12 protein-coding genes and 1 pseudogene are annotated in these 17856 nt (G+C 67.6%); 9 read left to right on the top strand and 4 right to left on the bottom strand.

Going from position 1 to position 17856, the window contains the following annotated elements; translation table 11 throughout:
* The 5 genes and pseudogenes from ASF58_RS17935 to ASF58_RS17915 all read left to right on the top strand — a co-directional run.
* Positions 1 to 401: glycerol-3-phosphate dehydrogenase C-terminal domain-containing protein (locus ASF58_RS17935; protein WP_280137555.1), on the top strand; the 401-nt coding region annotated here is incomplete at its 5' end.
* Positions 402 to 618: 217 nt separating this feature from the next.
* Entirely contained in the window at positions 619 to 1959 is a 1341-nt protein-coding gene (gene glpT / locus ASF58_RS17930; protein WP_055955542.1) for a glycerol-3-phosphate transporter, read from the top strand.
* A 466-nt stretch (positions 1960 to 2425) separates the two neighbouring features.
* A pseudogene (locus tag ASF58_RS17925) lies at positions 2426 to 2689 on the top strand (zinc-binding dehydrogenase); the annotation flags it as partial.
* Positions 2690 to 3250: 561 nt separating this feature from the next.
* Entirely contained in the window at positions 3251 to 5656 is a 2406-nt protein-coding gene (locus tag ASF58_RS17920) for a PAS domain S-box protein (protein WP_055955536.1), read from the top strand.
* Positions 5657 to 5827: 171 nt separating this feature from the next.
* Positions 5828 to 8485, top strand: coding sequence for a PAS domain-containing protein (locus tag ASF58_RS17915; RefSeq protein ID WP_055955533.1), 2658 nt, complete (start codon positions 5828 to 5830; stop codon positions 8483 to 8485).
* Positions 8486 to 8542: 57 nt separating this feature from the next.
* On the opposite strand, the gene ASF58_RS17910 is transcribed toward ASF58_RS17915, so the two are convergent.
* The 4 genes from ASF58_RS17910 to ASF58_RS17895 all read right to left on the bottom strand — a co-directional run bounded on the left by ASF58_RS17910 (position 8543) and on the right by ASF58_RS17895 (position 13767).
* The gene (locus ASF58_RS17910) at positions 8543 to 10609 is read right to left on the bottom strand and encodes a PAS domain-containing sensor histidine kinase (protein ID WP_055955551.1); all 2067 of its coding nucleotides are present in this window, start codon (positions 10607 to 10609) and stop codon (positions 8543 to 8545) included.
* Positions 10610 to 11043: 434 nt separating this feature from the next.
* The gene (locus ASF58_RS17905) at positions 11044 to 12225 is read right to left on the bottom strand and encodes a hybrid sensor histidine kinase/response regulator (protein WP_055955531.1); all 1182 of its coding nucleotides are present in this window, start codon (positions 12223 to 12225) and stop codon (positions 11044 to 11046) included.
* An 8-nt stretch (positions 12226 to 12233) separates the two neighbouring features.
* Positions 12234 to 12659, bottom strand: a complete 426-nt coding sequence (locus ASF58_RS17900; RefSeq protein WP_055955528.1) for a response regulator — start codon at positions 12657 to 12659, stop codon at positions 12234 to 12236.
* On the bottom strand, positions 12643 to 13767 hold the full coding sequence (locus tag ASF58_RS17895) for a PAS domain-containing sensor histidine kinase (RefSeq protein ID WP_055955526.1): 1125 nt from the start codon (positions 13765 to 13767) through the stop codon (positions 12643 to 12645). The genes ASF58_RS17900 and ASF58_RS17895 overlap by 17 nt, the downstream gene beginning before the upstream one ends.
* Before the next feature lie 782 nt (positions 13768 to 14549).
* Between ASF58_RS17895 and ASF58_RS17885 the strand changes: the two genes are divergently transcribed.
* The 4 genes from ASF58_RS17885 to ASF58_RS17870 all read left to right on the top strand — a co-directional run bounded on the left by ASF58_RS17885 (position 14550) and on the right by ASF58_RS17870 (position 17728).
* Positions 14550 to 14786, top strand: a complete 237-nt coding sequence (locus tag ASF58_RS17885; protein ID WP_055955519.1) for a hypothetical protein — start codon at positions 14550 to 14552, stop codon at positions 14784 to 14786.
* 141 nt (positions 14787 to 14927) lie between these two features.
* Positions 14928 to 15746, top strand: coding sequence for a cytochrome b/b6 domain-containing protein (locus ASF58_RS17880; RefSeq protein WP_055955548.1), 819 nt, complete (start codon positions 14928 to 14930; stop codon positions 15744 to 15746).
* Positions 15743 to 16666, top strand: coding sequence for a molybdopterin-dependent oxidoreductase (locus ASF58_RS17875; protein ID WP_055955517.1), 924 nt, complete (start codon positions 15743 to 15745; stop codon positions 16664 to 16666). The genes ASF58_RS17880 and ASF58_RS17875 overlap by 4 nt, the downstream gene beginning before the upstream one ends.
* A gap of 318 nt (positions 16667 to 16984) precedes the next feature.
* Positions 16985 to 17728: an alpha/beta fold hydrolase gene (locus ASF58_RS17870; protein WP_244477383.1), complete on the top strand. Its 744-nt coding sequence runs from the start codon at positions 16985 to 16987 to the stop codon at positions 17726 to 17728.
* Positions 17729 to 17856 lie beyond the last annotated feature (128 nt).

Below are 17856 nucleotides of genomic sequence, written 5' to 3'. Positions count from 1 at the left end.
CGGCGGAACTCGGCGGGGTATGCGGGACGGGTCTTGGGCATCGGACAAACACCTCACGCGAAAGCGTTCTCGGTGTCCACCAAACCGGGGCAATCCCAGTCGAAGACCGCCTCGCTCACGCGGCACCCCGCCTCGCGCCGAGCACCGTCCGTCGCATGGTGGCGGCTTATGGGACAGACGCTCTGCGCATTGCCGAGCGGCTGGGCGAGGACCTGGGCCACGGCCTGCACGAAGGCGAACTGCGCTGGATGATGACGCACGAATGGGCCCGTACCGCCGAGGACGTGCTCTGGCGCCGTTCCAAGCTCGGCCTCGCCTTTTCAGCGGATGACACCGCGGGTCTTGCAGCTCGGATGTCGACCCTCCGGGACCAAGCCGGGGAGCTCGCCGCGGCCGGCTGAGCGGGAGAACTCGCTCAGCGCACATTCAAAGGACGATCAACGAGGGCAGCCCGGTCTTGGCCGGAGACATGCCACGAAAGAGGAGGAACGAATGCTTCGACTGGACGAGACCGACCGATCCGCCGGCGCTTCCGCGTGACAGGCGCCTGATCCCAAGATCCCTACCGCTCTTCGCTACAGCAACCTCGTCGCCCAGTCCGAAGCACGAAAGATCTCCATGATCGGTTTTCTGGCTCCTGCGTCCCACCGGCCCCTCCTGCCTGCGGACCGTATCGACCCGACGTACAGGCGCCTGCGCTGGCAGATCTTCGCAGGGATCTTTATCGGCTATGCAGGCTACTACCTGCTGCGCAAGAACTTCTCCCTGGCCATGCCGTACCTCGTCGAGCAGGGCTACAGCCGCGGCGAACTCGGGACGGCCCTGTCCGCGGTCGCCATCGCGTACGGCCTGTCCAAGTTTCTCATGGGTCTAGTCTCGGACCGTTCGAATTCACGGTACTTCCTGCCGATCGGCTTGGTGCTGTCGGCTTTGGTGATGCTCCTCTTCGGCTTCGCCCCCTGGGCGACTTCGAGCGTGACTACGATGTTCGTTCTGTTGTTCCTGAACGGCTGGTTCCAGGGCATGGGCTGGCCGCCGAGCGGCCGAACCATGGTCCATTGGTGGTCCCAGAAGGAACGCGGCGGCGTCGTGTCGGTCTGGAATGTGGCCCACAATGTCGGCGGCGGGCTGATCGGCCCCCTGTTCCTAATCGGGTTGGCCTGGACGAATGACTGGCACTCGGCCTTCTATGTCCCGGCGGCCGTTGCGCTCGGGGTGGCGGTCTTCGCGTTCCTGGCCATGCGCGACACGCCGCAATCGTGCGGCCTCCCGTCCGTGGAAACCTGGAAGCAGGATTTCCCCGAGGGGTACGACGCCAACCATGAGCGCGAGTTCTCCACGCGGGAGATCTTCGTCGAGCACGTGCTCAAGAACCGCCTGCTCTGGTACATCGCGCTAGCCAACGTCTTCGTCTACCTGCTGCGCTACGGCGTGCTGGACTGGGCCCCTACCTACCTAAAGGAAGCCAAGCACTTCTCCGTCGACAAAACTTCCTGGGCCTACTTCCTGTATGAATGGGCCGGCATCCCCGGCACGCTGCTGTGTGGCTGGCTTTCTGACAAACTGTTTCGTGGCAACCGCGGTGCGACAGGCGTCGTCTTCATGGTCGGCGTCATGGTGGCGACCTTGGTCTACTGGCTTAATCCGGAAGGAAACCCAGGTGTCGATCTCGGGGCGCTGATCTGCATCGGCTTCCTGATCTACGGACCCGTCATGCTGATCGGCCTGCAGGCCCTGGAACTAGTCCCGAAAAAGGCAGCGGGAACCGCCGCCGGCTTTACCGGCCTGTTCGGCTACCTGGGCGGCTCAGTGGCAGCGAGTGCCCTGGTGGGCTACACGACGGATCGCTACGGCTGGAACGGCTGCTTCATCCTCCTGCTCGCGTCCTGCGTTCTAGCGATCGTATTCCTCGGCTTAACCCTTCGACATCATAAAGTCGTCGCAGAGCCGCGCTCCTGACAGTGGCGTTCGAGTGAGGCCGAACCGGCTGGCGGGGGAAACCCGACTGCTGGTCGGTTCCATCCCGGTAAGGCTCGCGCGATCTTGGTCGTAAACTTGGTCGTCCTGCGCCGAACACTGCGCGCCATTCGGGTTCGCAACCACCCGCGGTCCTATCGAAGTTGCTCGACTGGTGGACTGACAAGAACGGCGTCACGCTCGGCAGACCTGATCGGCTGGCTTCGACTTTGGCTGAGAGGATCAGCCAAAGTCGAAGGGGCGGGACCTTCGAGCGAGGCCAGAAGATGCTGTCGGCATAGCGAGGGTTCAAGCTGCGCCAAGTCGAGAATTGGAAGGCACAAAGTGGAGACTTGGCGTTGCCTTACCCGGAGGTAGAGCTCTCCACGCAAAGCCATTCACGCTACCCCAAGGCCTACTGCGGCCCTTAGATCGGTCAGGTGCCGGATAAAGGATCTAGAACCTGAGACTGCACGTAATGCCGCTCAAGCCCAAGAGCCTGTCGCTGCACTGGGAGCTGATGTTCACCCGCTCGCTGTTCCAGACCGCCGACATGGAACGGCAGCACGCGATCCTGACCGAGATCGCCCGCCTGATCGATGCGGGAAGGCTGCGCACGACGTTGAGCGAGACCTTCGGTCCGATCGACGCCGCCAACCTGGCACGCGCCCACGCACTCATCGAGAGCGGGAAGGCGAAGGGCAAGGTCGTTCTCGCCGGATTCAGCGACTAAGCCGGCAAGCGACGCGTCCCTGCCCGGAGCCGGGACGCTTCCTGCATCAGCCCGAAATGCCTCCGCGTCGCGGCTTGGACTAACGCTGTTTCGACATCAGCTCGGATGCAGCAGCCATCGGAAAGCAGACCTCGTCCACCGTGGCGCCATTCTCCGCCTGCCGAAGGTCGAAGCCGATCTATTCGTTCGTGAAGCGTTTGCGAGGCATGGCATCCACCCTCCTTCAGGGTTCAGGATGCCCGAAAAGCTTGCGCTCAGCGCGGACCAGTTTGCTGGGGCAGGGTCACGTGGTCATTTGTCGGAGATGCGCCGGTATAAGAGCAGGCATCGCGACCGGGGGGCCATTTGCTGTCCGCCAACTTGCGTGGCGCTCGGTTGTTGTCGCGCCAAGCAAACTTATGGTGAACGCCCGGGCTGTAATTCCCGAGACCTATCACGACACCGTGAACTTTCCCAAGCCTTCCCGCTTCGGGCCGCTACTGCGGCGCGACCACGACTATTGATCGTTTCGGCATTGTTCCGTGTCGCCTCGAAAGGTATCCACGCGCCAACCGAGGGGCCATGAAAGCCGAGATCGAGAGACTGAGGCGGCGCGAGCGCGAGCTCGAAGCCCGGGTGGCGATGCTGGAGGGCGAGCGTCAGGACGGCTTGCGCCGGCCCGGGCACGGACAGCGCACGTCGGCGGCCTCGCCCGACCTGCTGTTCACGGCGGCGGAGAAGACCCGCATGCCGCAGATCATCACCGACCCGAACCAGCCCGACAATCCCATCGTCTTCGCCAACCGGGCGTTCCAGAACCTCTGCGGTTACGAGGCAAGTGAACTGATCGGGCGCAACTGCCGCTTCCTCCAGGGGCCAGGCACCGACCCGGCCGACACCGCCAAGGTGCGCGACGCCATCGCCGCGCGCCGCGACGTCGTCGTCGAGATTCTGAACTACCATCGCGACGGGACGCCCTTCCGCAACGAACTCTACGTCAGCCCCGTCTTCGACCCCGACGGGGCCCTCCGGTATTTCTTCGCGAGCCAGCTCGACGTCACCCGATTTCGCACCGCCGAGGGCGTGCTGGCCGAAAGCGAGGCCCGCTACCGCGCCCTGTTCGACGCCGTCGACAGCGGCTTCTGCATCGTCGAGATGCGCTTCGACGCAGAGGGACGGGCAATCTACTACCGCTTCGTCGAGACGAACCCAGCCTTCGCGGCCCAGACCGGGCTGCACGACGCCGCGGGCCGGTGGATCGGCGAGTTGGTGCCGGGCCTCGAACGCTCCTGGTTCGACACCTGCGGCGAGGTCGCGCTCACCGGCCGGCCGGCGCGGTTCGAGAGCGGCGCCGTCGCGATGGGCCGCTGGTTCGACGTCCACGCCCTGCGCGTGGGCGAGCCCGAGCAGCACCGGATCGCCCTGCTGTTCAACGACATCACCGACCGGCGCCGGGCCGAGACTAGGCTCCAGGCCACCGCGGACGAAAAGACCACCGAGCGCGATCTCGTCTGGCAGGCGAGCCGCGACCTGCTGGTGGTCTGCGGGTTCGACGGCAACTTCCACTCGGCCAACGACGCCTGGACCGCGACACTGGGATGGGATCTCGCCGAGGTGGTCGGCGCCCGCTTCGACGCCCTGATCCATCCCGACGACCGGGAGGCGGCGGGGCGGGCCTTCCAGCGGGTCAGCGGCGGGGAAGCCATCGACGACGTCGACGTCCGCGTTAGGACGCGGGACGGCGGCCATCGCTGGTTCTCGTGGAACGCCATCCCGACCGGAGACCGCTTCTACGCGGCCGGCCGCGACATCACCGAGCGCCGCACCCTTGAGGAACAGCTGCGCCAGTCGCAGAAGCTGGAGGCGGTGGGACAGCTCACAGGCGGTGTCGCGCATGACTTCAACAATTTGCTGACCGTCATCAAGTCGTCCACCGACCTGCTGAAGCGGCCCGACCTCGCCGAGGAGCGCCGCCAGCGCTACGTCGGCGCGATCTCCGACACGGTCGACCGGGCCGCCAAGCTGACCGGACAGCTCCTAGCGTTCGCTCGGCGGCAGGCGCTGCGCCCCGAGGCCTTCGCGGTAAACCGCGCCGTGGCGGCTCTGTCCGACATGGTCGGCACGCTCACGGGATCCCGCATCCACGTCGAGCTCGACCTGCCTGATGGCGACCGGCCGGACCTGCACGTGAACGCCGACCCGAGCCAATTCGACACCGCGCTGGTGAACCTCGTCGTCAACGCCCGCGATGCGATGAACGGCGAGGGGCACCTGCGCATCCGGCTCCGACGGGCGGCAGCCGTCCCGGCCGTGCGGGCGCATCCGCGCCGGCGCGGTGATTTCGTCGCCGTGTCGATCTCCGACACGGGCTCCGGCATCGCGCCAGGAAACCTGGAGCGCATCTTCGAGCCGTTCTTCACGACCAAGACCGTCGGCCAGGGCACGGGGCTCGGCCTGAGCCAGGTGTTCGGCTTCGCTAAGCAGTCCGGCGGGGAGATCACGGTCGAGAGCACGGCCGGCGACGGCACGACCTTCACTCTCTATCTGCCGCGCGTCGCCCCCGCCGGTTCCGAGGAGCCGGCCGGGGAGCCCGAGGCCCTCGCAGAGGGGCACGGCACCTGCGTTCTCGTCGTCGAGGACAACATCGACGTCGGCGCGTTCGCGCAGCAAGCCCTGAGCGAGCTCGGCTACTCCACGGTGTGGGCGACGGATGGAGCGAAGGCGCTGGCCGAGATCGAGCGCATCCCGTTCCGCTTCGAGGTGGTGTTCTCGGACGTGATGATGCCGGGCATGAACGGCGTCGAGCTCGCGGGCGAGATCCGCAGGCGTCGTCCGGACCTGCCCGTCGTCCTGACCTCGGGCTACAGCGATGTCCTGGCGGCCGAGGGAACCCACGGGTTCGACCTGCTGCCGAAACCCTATTCCGTGGCCGACCTGTCGCGCGTCCTGCGCCGCGCTGTCCGGGACGCCGGACCGAGGCGCGGTTGAGCGTGTCTGTCGCCCGCGCCGCCGCCGTCCGTGCGGGAATCGGAGCCGGACCCAAACGTCCGGCAGGCCCTCCTCACGAACAGTTTCGGCGGCCCGTGGAATGCCGGCCTTGCTCCCGCCACCGCGGTCCGCTCCCTGGGGGACGATCCGTTGCCCAAGCCCATCAGTGACATGGACCATTCCACGACGCGCGATGGCGAGGTCGCCCGCCTTCGCGCCCTCGACCGCTACCAACTGTTGGACACCCCGCGCGAGCAGGACTTCGACGAGATCGCGGAGGCCGCCGCGGAACTGTGCGAAACCCCCATCGCCGTGGTCAACCTGGTCGGCGACGGACGCCAGTTCTTCAAGGCGGAGGTCGGCCTCGGCGTCCGCGAGACCCCCCTGGAGACCTCGTTCTGCCGGCAGGCCCTCCTGCAGGAGGACTTCCTGTACGTGCCCGACGCCGCCAGCGACGCGCGCTTCGCAGGCAATCCGCTTGTCCATGGTAAGACGGGCCTGCGCTTCTACGCCGGCGCCCTGCTGAAGACGGCGGAGGGCCATCCGGTTGGCACGGTGTGCGTGCTCGACACCAAGCCGCACGCCCTCTCCGAGCGGCAACGCAAGGGCCTGATGCGTCTGGCCCGCCAGGCCATGGCGCAGATGGAGTTGCGCCGGTCGCTCAGGGAGCAGGCCGAACAGCGCCTGCTGCACGAGCGCATCCTCGACAGCGCCATCGATTACGCCATCGTCTCCACCGACCCTGAGGGCCGTGTCACCCGTTGGAACGCAGGTGCCGAGCGCATCCTCGGCTGGACCGAGGCGGAGATGCTTGGGCAACCGCTCGACGGCTTCTTCACGCCGGAGGATCGCGCCGCCGACCGGCCGGGGATTGAGATGCGTCTCGCCCAGGAACGCGGTGGGGCCCCCGACGAGCGTTGTCACCTGCGCAAGGACGGCACCCGGTTCTGGGCATCGGGCGAGCTGATGCCGCTTCGGACAGAGGGCGGCGAGACCATCGGGTTCGTGAAGATCCTGCGCGACCGCACGGACCAGCGCGAGGCCGGCGCCGCCCTGGAAGCCAGCGAGATGCGCTACCGCTCGCTCGTCGAGGTCAGCCCCCAGGTCGTCTGGTTCGGTGACGCGGGCGGAACCGTGACCTACTGCAACGCCTATTGGTACGATTACACAGGCCAGCCTCAGGACGAGCCTGGCCACGTGGATTGGGCGAATGCGATCCACCCCGACCATCTGGAGGCCGTGCGGGTGGCGTGGGCGGACGCGGTCGCCTCCGGGCAGCCGTACGAGATCGAGTTCCCCCTGCGTCGGACTGACGGACAGTACCGCTGGTTCCTGTCGCGGGCCCGGCCGGTGGCGGACAAGAGCGGCGCGGTCGCGAGTTGGATCGGCACGTCGCTCGACATCCACGACCGTCGCCAGGCCGAGGACGGGCTGCTCAAGACGCAGGAGCAACTGCGCTTGGCGGTGGATGCGACCGCCACCGGCATCTTCGACTACGACCTCGTCGCGGACGACCTCGTCTGGGACGCCCGTACCAAGTCCTTCTTCGGCCTCGGGCCGGACGCGCATGTCGACCTGGATGTCTACCTCGCCCGCGTTCACCCGGCCGACCGGGACGGCGCCACGGAAGCGGTGAACGCCGCCCTCGATCCGGCGGGAAGCGGCACGTACGATGTCGCCTACCGGACCGTAGCCCCGGAGGACGGGACCGAACGCTGGGTGTCGGCCAAGGGCCAGACGCTGTTCGAGAACGGGCGAGCGATCCGCCTGATCGGCACCGCGCGCGACATCACCGCCGACAGGCGTGCCGAGGAGGCGGTGCGCGAGGCCGAGGAACGCTACCGGCTGGCCGCCCGGGCCACCAACGACGCGATCTGGGACTGGGACCTCGCCACGGGTCACGTCCTCTGGAACGAGGCGCTCCAGACCGCCCACGGGCATGCGCCGGACGCGGTCGAGCCGACCGGCGACTGGTGGATCGCCCACATCCATCCCGAGGACCGCGCCCGGGTCGACCGGTCGATCCACGCCGTCATCGACAGCGCGGGGACGGCCTGGACGGACGAGTACCGGTTCCGTCGTGCGGACGGCAGCTTCGCGGACATCCTCGACCGCGGCAACGTCATCCGGAACGCGGGGGGCAAGGCGATCCGGATGATCGGCGCCATGTTCGACATCAGCGAGCGCAAGCGGGCCGAGGAGCACCAGCGCCTGCTGACGGGCGAGTTGCAGCACCGGGTGAAGAACACGCTGGCGATGGTCCAGGCCATCGCCGCCCAGACCTTTCGCAACGTCGAAGGCGCCGAGGAAGCGCGCGAGGCATTTTCCGCGCGCCTGATGTCGCTCGGCCGGGCGCACGACATCCTGACCCAGGCTAGCTGGACGGAGGCGCCCATCGCCGAGGTGGTGGAGGGCGCCCTGTCCGTCCATCGCGGTGGGACGGCGTCCCGCATCCGCGCCAGTGGCCCTGACGTTCCCCTGTCCGCCAAGGCGGCCCTCGCGCTGGCTCTGTCCCTGCACGAGCTCGCGACCAACGCCGCCAAGTACGGCGCCCTATCCGTTGAGACAGGCGGCGTCGACCTTCGCTGGCACGTAGTCCACGAGGGCGAGGCCCCACGTTTCTCGCTGACCTGGACCGAGCAGGGTGGCCCGCCCATTCTGGCCCAGCCGACCCGGCGAGGCTTCGGCTCCCGCCTGATCGAGCGCAGCTTCGCGGCGGAGGTCGGCGGCGAGGTCAGGCTGACCTATGCCCCGACCGGACTGACCTGCCGGCTTGAGGCGCCGCTGGCCGCAATGCAGGAGGCCGACAGGAACGAGGCGGCCGCCTGAGACGGTCCCCGGAAACGATGCTCGTCCCGGTGTCGGGCCCAGGAGGGTCGCCAGGTCCTACCGCAGGCCGAGGACCTGGTGCAGGATACGGCCGAGCTGGACCGCCGAGTACGGCTTCTGCAGCAACTCGAACCCGTGCGTGCCTTCCTGCGCCAGCACGTGGCTGTAGCCGGACGCCAGCACCACCGGCAATCGCGGCATTCGCCCCTGCAACGTCTTGGCGAGTTCCACGCCGCCCATACCCGGCATCACCACGTCGGAGAAGACCAGGTCGAAGTCGCGCCCGTCCTCGCCGAGCCGGTCCAGCGCCTCCTCGGCGTTGACCGCCCAGGTCGGCCGGTAACCCAGATCCTCCAGGATCTGGGTCGCGAATTGCCCGACGCCGATGTTGTCCTCGACCACCAGGATGCGCTGGCCCGTGCCCAAGGGGGCCAGGTCGCCTTCGTGTCCGCGTTCCCGCGCGGGCTCTTCCTCGGTCTCGACCTCGGGCAGGTAGAGGGTGAAGGTGGTGCCTTCCCCGACCGTGCTGGCCACGTCGACGTCCCCACCCGACTGCTTTGCGAACCCGAACACCTGCGACAGGCCGAGGCCCGTGCCCTTGCCGATTTCCTTGGTGGTGAAGAACGGCTCGAAGATGCGTGCGAGCTGCTCGGGTCGGATGCCGGAGCCCGTATCGGTCAGGGAGACCGCGGCGAAGGCCTCGCGCGAGCCCGCGTGACCACGGATGGGAGGCAGGGCCGCCCCGCACCCGAGGCGCAGGGTCAGTGTTCCCTCACCGTCCATGGCATCACGGGCGTTGACGGCGATGTTGATGAGCGCGGTCTCGAACTGGCTCAGGTCGGCCCTGACGAAGCATGGCGTGCGAGGCACATCCGTGAGCACGCGGACGCGGGCGCCGGTGACGGTGTCGAGCATCTCGGCGATGGCGCTCACCTTCCGGCCGACGTCGAACACCTCGGGCTTCAGGGCCTGGCGACGGGCGAAGGCCAGCAATTGGCCGGTGAGCTTGGCCGCCCGCTCCACGGTGTCCGAGACTGCGTTGAGGTAGCGGTCCTTGCGCGCCTCGGGCAGGTCCGGCCGGCGCAGGAAGTCCACCGACGAGCGGATGATTGTGAGGAGATTGTTGAAGTCATGCGCGACGCCGCCGGTGAGCTGGCCGACGGCTTCGAGCTTCTGGGATTGCCGAAGGGCCTCCTGCGCATGCTCCAGTTCGGCCTGCCTTTCCCGCGCAAGGGTGATGTCCCGCCCGGTCGCATAGGTCAGGTTCCCGGCCGGGGCGGCGGTCCAGGAGATCCAGCGCGTCGACCCGTCCTTGTGTCGATAGCGGTTGACGATACGGGGCAGCCCGCCCCCGGCCGCCTCGGTATAGGCCTCGACCGTCCCGGCATGGTCCTCGGCGAGGACGAACTCGTTGACGTGGTGTCCGACCAGTTCCTCCGCCTCGTAGCCGAGCAGCAGGGTCCAGGCCGGGTTGACCCGCCGGAACACCCCCTCGAAATCGATGATCAGCATCAGGTCCGGGGCGGTGTCCCACATCAGGTCCCGCTCGGTCGTGCGCTCCTCAACCCGCTGCTCCAGGGTCGCGTTCAGGCTCCGCACCTCGTCGAGCGCCTGCTCCAGGTTGTCCTGGCTCTCCTTGAGCGCGGCGTCGGCCACCACCCGCTGGGTGGTCTCGTTGGTGAAGATGAAGAGCCCCGCGATCCCGCCATCGGCATCAAGCACCCGGGAGTAGGAGAAGGTGAACCAGGTCTGAGCCGCCCCCCGGTCGGTGTCGAGCTTCCAGGGTAGGTCCTCGAAGCGACGGGTGCGGCCGGCGAAGGCGTCCGCGATGATGGGCTGGGCCTGTTCCCAGGCGTCGGCCCAGACCCGGTCGAAGCGCTCGCCGGTCGCCCAGGCGAGCCGCGGCCCGAGCAGCCGGGAATAGGTGTCGTTGAAGAAGAAATGCAGGTCCGGCCCCCAGGCCAGGATCATGCTCTCGGGCGAGTTCAGAACCAGCGAGAGGGCGGTCCGGAACTCGGACGACCACGTCTCCGGCGGACCGAGAGGATGGTCCGACCAGTCGCGCTCGCGGATGAGGCGAGCGGCCTCACCGCCCCCAGCCAGGAATGCCGTCTTGTCGCTCACCACCTCATGCCCCGCGAAAATCGTTTCGGGCCTCGGAGGCTAAGCCTCGGCTTGGGCTCCATGTGTCGGTGACGCGAGCATGGGCGGACATTTGGGAATTCGGCCTCGGGTTCTAAAAGTTGGGACGCGGTTTCCCGAGCACAGGGTTCAACGCTCGACGGCAAGGCTCGGTCCGCCGAGTGCGCCAACTGAATCGTCGTTGCCGTCGCGGGATGATACGAGACGGGACCGAGCCCCATCGTCATCGGTCCTTCCGCGGCCGCCCTGGGGAAGCGCCCTGCACACCGACAGGGGCGGCGACGCGTTCCGCCACGCCCATCAGCTCTTGCCGCAGGTCGAACAGGGAGCCGTCGGACAGACACACCCGACATATGACGTCCTGCCGCGCCTTCGCGACGTTCTCTTCCAGCCCGGGCCCTGTCGTGTCGGAGATGTCATTCGGGCTCTGAGGTGGCCGACACGACCGACGATACCGGTTGCGACATGACCGGGGCCGGCAGCCGAAACCGGAAGGTCGTCCCACGGTCGATGACGCTTGTCACCGTCAGGACGCCTCCCTGGCGCTCGACCAGGTCTCGACAAAGCAACAGGCCGAGACCGGTACCGCGCTCGCCCGCAGTGCCGTTCGTCGTCGTGCGCCTGTCGAGCCGGAACAGGTCGTCGACCTTCCCCGGCGGCATGCCGACGCCGGTGTCGGTCACCGAAATCTCCACCTCGTCGCCGTCGCGTCGACCGGCCACCGTGACGGTCCCGCCCGGCAGCGTGAACTTGACCGCGTTGCTCACGAGGTTGCGCAGCACCGTCGCGAGCATGTCCCGTTGTGCCCGAACGGCGACCCGGTCGCACGTGACCACCAAGTCGATGCCCTTGTCGGCGGCAGCCTCGGACGCGCCCTGCATCACCTCGGTGGCGAGGGCGTCGAGGCCGACGTCTGTCAGGGCCACCGCCATCGTGTCCATCTGCAGGCTGGCCCAGGAGAACAGGCTTTCGAGCAGGTCGTAGGCCTGCGTCGCCGCCTCATGGATGCCTTTCGCCCGGCGCTCGACGGACGCGGGGTCGCGCGCCGCGACGGCCTTGCCCAACACCTCCGATAGACCGAGGAGCGCCTGGAACGGATTGCGCAGGTCATGGGCGATGATCGAGAACAGAAGGGATTTCTGCCGATTCAGCGTATCGAGTTCGAGCGACTTCGCTTCCGCCTCGCGCCGTGCCACGGCGAGCTCCGCCTGGAAGGCGCGCCTGGCCTCGGCGTAGCGGATCGCCCGTGCCAGGCCGGAGGGCGTGACCTCGGCCTTGTCGAGGTAGTCGAGCGCGCCCGCACGCATCAGGCGCGTCGCGAGGTCCGGGTCGGCCTCGCCGGTCAGCATCAGCACCGCCCGCGAATGCCCCTCGGCCTCCAGCAGCGTCCTGAGCAGCGCGAACGTGTCGATGCCCGGAAGACGGTAGTCGAGCAGCACGCAGTCGAAGGTTTCCAGCGCGGCAAGGCGCAGGCCCTCGTCGCCTCCAGGCGCCTCCGTCAGCGTGTGCTTGAGCCCGGACTTGGCCAATGCCCGGCGCACGGCCGCCCGGTCGACCGCGTCGTCGTCGATCAGCAGGATGCGGGTCGGGGAAGTCACGCTCTGGCTCAGGCCGGGAACTCGACCACCTTCCAATAGTGTTCCAGCAGCGCGACCGCCTCCATGAAGGTGTTGGCCGGGTCGCGCTTGACGATGTAGCCGGCGACGTTGTGCCCGTAGGCGCGCATCCGGTCCTCGTCGGCCTTCGACGTGGTGATCATGAACACCACCGCCGAGCGCAGGTCCTCGTCGGCGCGCACCGCCTCCAGGAACTCGATGCCGTTCATGCGCGGCATGTTCAGGTCGAGCAGGATCAGGTGCGGCTTGGGCAGGCGCTCGCGCCCGTTCTCGCCGCGCAGGACCTCCAGCGCCTCGATGCCGTCGCGGGCGACCGTGATCGGGTTGGCGATCTTGCTCTTCTTGAAGGCGCGTTTCAGTCCCTGGACGTCGACCTCGTCGTCGTCGACCAGCAGGATATTAACCGTCGAGCCCATCCGTCCGCCCTTTCCCGCCGTCGAGCGGCCACGTGAAATGCACCGCCAGCCCGCGTCCGTCCGGCCCGTCGGCGAGCCAGACCTTGCCGCCCTGACGGTCGACCAGCTTGCGCACGATGGCGAGCCCCATGCCGCTGCCCTCGACCTCGTCGCGGGGCTTGAGCGTCTGGAACATGCCGAACACGCGCTCGCGGAACTGTTCGGGGATACCCGGGCCGTCGTCGGTCACAACGAACTCGACCGCGTCCCCCGCCAACCGTGCCTCGACACGGATGTGCCCCTCCGCAGGCCGGTCGTGGTGTTTGATGGCGTTGCCGATGAGGTTCTGCAAGGCCTGCGTGAGCGGTGCCCGGGCGGCCTGGAGCGTCGGTAGCGAGTTATCCGCCGTGATGCTGAACCCTTCCGGCGGGCTGACGAGGACGGCGAGTTCCTCGACGAGGGCCATCGTGTCGATCCGGTCGACGGCGGCCTCGCCGCGTCCCGCCCGCGAGTAGGCCAGGAGATCGTCGAGCAGGCTGTCCAGCCGACGCACGCGGCTCTTCAGCAGCTCCATGTTGGTCTGGACGTCGCCGGTCAGCGAGCCTTCGAGGTCCTCCTCGATCCACCCGACAAGATTCTCGATCCCGCGTAAGGGCGCCTTCAGGTCGTGGGAGGCGACGTAGGCGAACTGCTCAAGTTCCTCGTTCGAGCGTCGCAGATCGATGGCGTGCCGGGCGAGCCTGCGCTCCATTCCCTTGCGCTCGGTGATGTCGGTATTGGTCCCGAACCAGCGCACGACGCGTCCGTCCGGCCCGCGATGCGGTTGTGCCAGCGACAGGAACCAGCGGTACTCGCCGTCGGCGCCACGGAGCGGAAAGGTGTCCTGCCATGGCTCGCCGGTCCGGAACGCCTCGCCGATGCGCGCGACGACGCGCTCGACATGGTCGGGATGGTGGACGTCGCGCCAGCCCCATCCACGCATCTGTTCGAGGGTGGTTCCCGTGAAGTCGTACCAGCGCCGGTTGTACCAGATGATGTCGCCACTCGGCTCGGCGACCCAGGCCATCTGCGGCAGCGCGTCGGCGAGCGCGCGGAAGTCGTCCGCCGTCAGGTTCGCGGCTCGCTCCACTCGTGCACTCCTTCGTCTATGGCGGTAGGTGGGACGATGCCGGCCGTCAACGCCGGGATACGCCGGGCGCCCCATGTGACGACAAAGCGGCGGCGGCAAGGCCTGTTGGGGCGTGATCGAAGCGACCGGCCGTGGTCGCGTCGCCATCACCACTCCGACGGGCCTGCGGGCAACGGCGCGACGCGGAACGGGATGCGGAAGGAGACACGCGGTTTGATGCGCCCCCGCTGGACGAGGCCGTCGGGCGCGAGGCCCATGCCGAGGCCCTGGCGGATTTGGCGGTACGCAGGACTGGGGACGTGCACGTTCCGGCCTTGAGCGTTCCGGCCCGCTGTCGGCGCATCCATGCCATGGAATTGCGCGTCACGGCGGCTGCCCTGCTCCATCTACGAGGGCTTGGTGGGCATTCCCCTCGGGGCTGACCGACGCCCGGCGCGGCAAAGGCAGAGTGAGCAGGGCTTCGCTCACGCGCGGCATCGCGGGCTGGCGCTCCCTGATCAACCTTTCGCCTTGGCCCACGTAACCCGCAACTGATCGCGTCGCCCCGGAGATGGACCGTTGGCGTCCCTAGCCTGGGCTGAAACTTTCCCTTGCATGCCTCCGTACAAGTCGACGTACGCCCGGCCTGGGCGCGGCGCGAGGCCCTGCCTCGGCGTCCGGCTCATTGCGCCCCCAATCCATCGAAACCAGATTTTTCTTCGATATTTCAGGAACTTGTAGGGCGTACCTTCTCTTCTCTCCCTGTGCGAAAGGGGATTCTTTCCCCCTACAGGAGACATCGAATGAAGATCACCACCCTTGCTCTCGCCGCCTCGGTCCTCGGCAGCCTCGCGCTCGGGGCCAGCGCCGCCTCCGCGGCCCCGATGGGCCCGAACGGTCTCCAGGCCGGCTCATCGACCGTCACCCAGGTCCGCATGGACCGCAGTGAGCGGATGATGATGAAGAAGCGCATGATGCGGAAGCAGATGATGAAGCGCCACATGATGAAGAAGCGGATGATGATGAACCGCGGCATGTGATTTCGAGGCGCCGTGCGCATCCGGAGGCCCCGACCCAGGGGCCTCCGCCCTGGCCGTCTTGAGTGCGGGAAAGACCGTTTGGCTCGAACCTACCTGACCCGATCCGCTCCCGAGACCGGCGAGGTCGAGCGTCGCCGCTGGATGTTTCGCCACCCCCTCGTCATCCGTGTCACCCACTGGGTGAACGCGGTCTGCCTGCTGGTCCTGCTGATGAGCGGCCTGCAGATCTTCAACGCCCACCCGGCGCTGTACTGGGGCGAGGTCTCGACCTTCGATGCGCCGCTGCTGGCGATGTCCACGACCGAGGACGATCCGCCCAAGGGCATGACGACGGTGTTCGGCCACGGCTTCGACACGACGGGTTGGCTCGGCTCCTCGGTCGGATCCAACGGCGAGGCGGCCGACCGCGGCTTCCCGGCCTGGGCGACTTTGCCGAGCGACCAGGACCTCACCGGCGGCCGTTCCTGGCACTTCTTCTTCGCATGGGCCTTCGTCCTGAACGGCCTCGCCTATCTGCTCTACGGCCTGGTCAGCGGGCAGCTTCGGTTCCGGGTTGTCCCGTCCCGCGACCAGATCCGGCATTTCGGCGCCTCCATTCGGGAGCACCTGACGCTGCGTTTCCCGCAGGGCGACGAGGCCAAGCGCTACAACGTCATCCAGAAGCTCACCTACCTCGTCGTGCTGTTCGTGCTCCTGCCGGTGCAGGTGCTGGCCGGCCTCGCGATGTCGCCGGCGATGGACGCGGCCTTCCCCGTCCTGCTGACGCTGTTCGACGGACGCCAGTCGGCCCGCACCGTCCACTTCGTCGTGGCGGTTCTGCTCGTCCTGTTCGTGGTCGTGCACGTCGCCATGGTCCTGCTTTCGGGCTTCCGGAACAACATGCGCGGCATGCTCACCGGCTGGTTCGTGATCGAGCGCAAGGTCGAGCCCGCACCCGTCACCGGGGAGACCCGGTCATGAGCCGCCTTCCCAGCCGACGCGCCCTCCTGACGGGAGCGTCCGCCGTGGCCGCGGCGGCCATGCTCGGCGGCTGCGACCGCCTCGGCAACGCGGAGTGGTTTCGGCGTACCCTCAAGACCGGCGAGGACGCCTACCTGTTCGTCCAGCGCCTGCTGCTCACTGACCGGACGCTGGCCCCGGAATACAACGAGGCCGACATCTCACCGTGGTTCAAGCCGAACGGGACCCAGGACCCGCCCGACAAGGACTACAAGGCCCTGGCAAAGGGCAAGTTCGCCAAGTATCACTTGGAGGTCGGCGGCCTCGTCGAGGCGCCCTTCAAGCTGTCCCTGAGCGACCTCCGCAAGCTTCCGGCCCGAACCCAGATCACCCGGCACGATTGCGTCGAGGGGTGGAGCGCCATCGGCAAATGGACCGGGGTGCCCCTCTCCGAACTCCTTAACCGCGCCAAGCTCAAGCCACAGGCGCGCTACGTGGTATTCCACTGCGCCGACACCATGGACCAGGGCAGTCCGCTCGAAGGCGGTGGAGACGGCGAGGAGGCCGATGAGGTCCCTGCCGGTAACGCCAACCCGAGCATGACGAAGCAGTCGGGTGGCGACGAGAGCAGGAAGGACTCCGGCGGCCAACAGGCGACGGAGGATGATGCGGCGAGCGGCGGAACGCCGGTTCGGTTCTACGAGAGCATCGACCTGGTCGACGCGTTCCACCCGCAGACCATCCTCGCCTACGACATGAACGGGCAGGCGCTTCCCGTGTCGAACGGCGCTCCCTTGCGCCTGCGGGTCGAGCGCAACCTTGGCTACAAGCAGGCGAAATACGTGATGCGCATCGAGGTGGTCGAGAGCTTCGATCACATCGGCGACGGCAAGGGCGGCTACTGGGAGGACCAGGGCTATGCCTGGTACGCCGGCATCTGAGTTGGCGCGGACGTGACGTCTACGGCTTTGAGACCATCGAAGGCACAGCTCTCGGGGCGAACTTCGATAGGCTTTTCCCGGTGACATCCGGGGCTCGCGTTACCGCGCAGTGGTGTCGGACCGGCGCCGCGTCGCTGGTGATAGGACCGGCGAGGCCGCCTGGAAGCGTCCGGTAGGAGCGGCAGGCGGACCGGACTGACACGTCCGGCCGCACGATATCTGCAATGAGCCAATGTTCGGACCGCAGCGCGAATTCTGAAGGGCAATGCCGTCATGTCACTACACTTCGAGCGCCTTGGCACGGGCCGGCCACTACTCATGGTCCATGGGCTGGGGTCCAATCTCCGCACCTGGGATCCGCTCCTGCCCGCATTGCGCGGCTCGCGGGAACTGATCCTGGTCGACCTGCCGGGACATGGCGGATCGGCCCCGCTCGCGGGCCGTCAGACGATAGAGGCCCATGCGGACGCCCTCGCCGGATTCGTGCAGTCGCAAGGCCTGACGACGGCGGACCTTGTCGGCAGTTCGGTAGGGGGCCGGTTGGTGCTGGAGCTTGCGCGGCGGGGCATCGGTCGGCACTGCGTGGCGCTTGATCCCGGCGGTTTCTGGCACGGATGGGAAACGCGCTGGTTTCACTGGACGCTCGCGGCATCGATACGCTTGGTGCGATTGCTGCGGCCCTTCCATGCCGGCCTGTCGCGCCACGCCGTCACCCGTACGCTGCTGCTCGCCCAACTGTCGGCCCGTCCGTCGGCACTGCCACCGCAGCTTGTCGTAGGGGAGTTGCAGAGCCTGGCGGCTACACCGGTGTTCGATGCGATGCTGCTTGAGTTGGCACGCGGGCCGTTGCAGCAGGGTTCGGCGACGACCCCCGGCCTTGTCACCATAGGCTGGGGCCGCCAGGATCACCTGTTGCTGCCGCGCCAGGCGGCACGCGCCCAGGTAGCGTTCCCGTCGGCCCATCTGCACTGGTTCGAGCGCTGCGGCCACTTCCCGCATTGGGATCAGCCTGCCGAGACGGCGCGCGTAATCCTTGAAGCGGTTGGGAAGGATGCGCCTTGAATTGGCTCGTCGAACACCCGAGCCTGTCCGTCGTCAGATGATTTGGGACATTCAGCGGTGTTCAGGAGCGGAGGCTCTGGTCCATCTGGGGTGAGAGGTTAGGCAGCCTGCGCGTGATGGCGCAAGCG

Origin of the sequence: Methylobacterium sp. Leaf125 (genome assembly GCF_001423085.1) — a bacterium.
GTDB lineage: Bacteria > Pseudomonadota > Alphaproteobacteria > Rhizobiales > Beijerinckiaceae > Methylobacterium.
The sequence above is the reverse complement of the archived record's forward strand: the minus strand, read 5'-3'. Positions and strand labels throughout refer to the sequence as shown.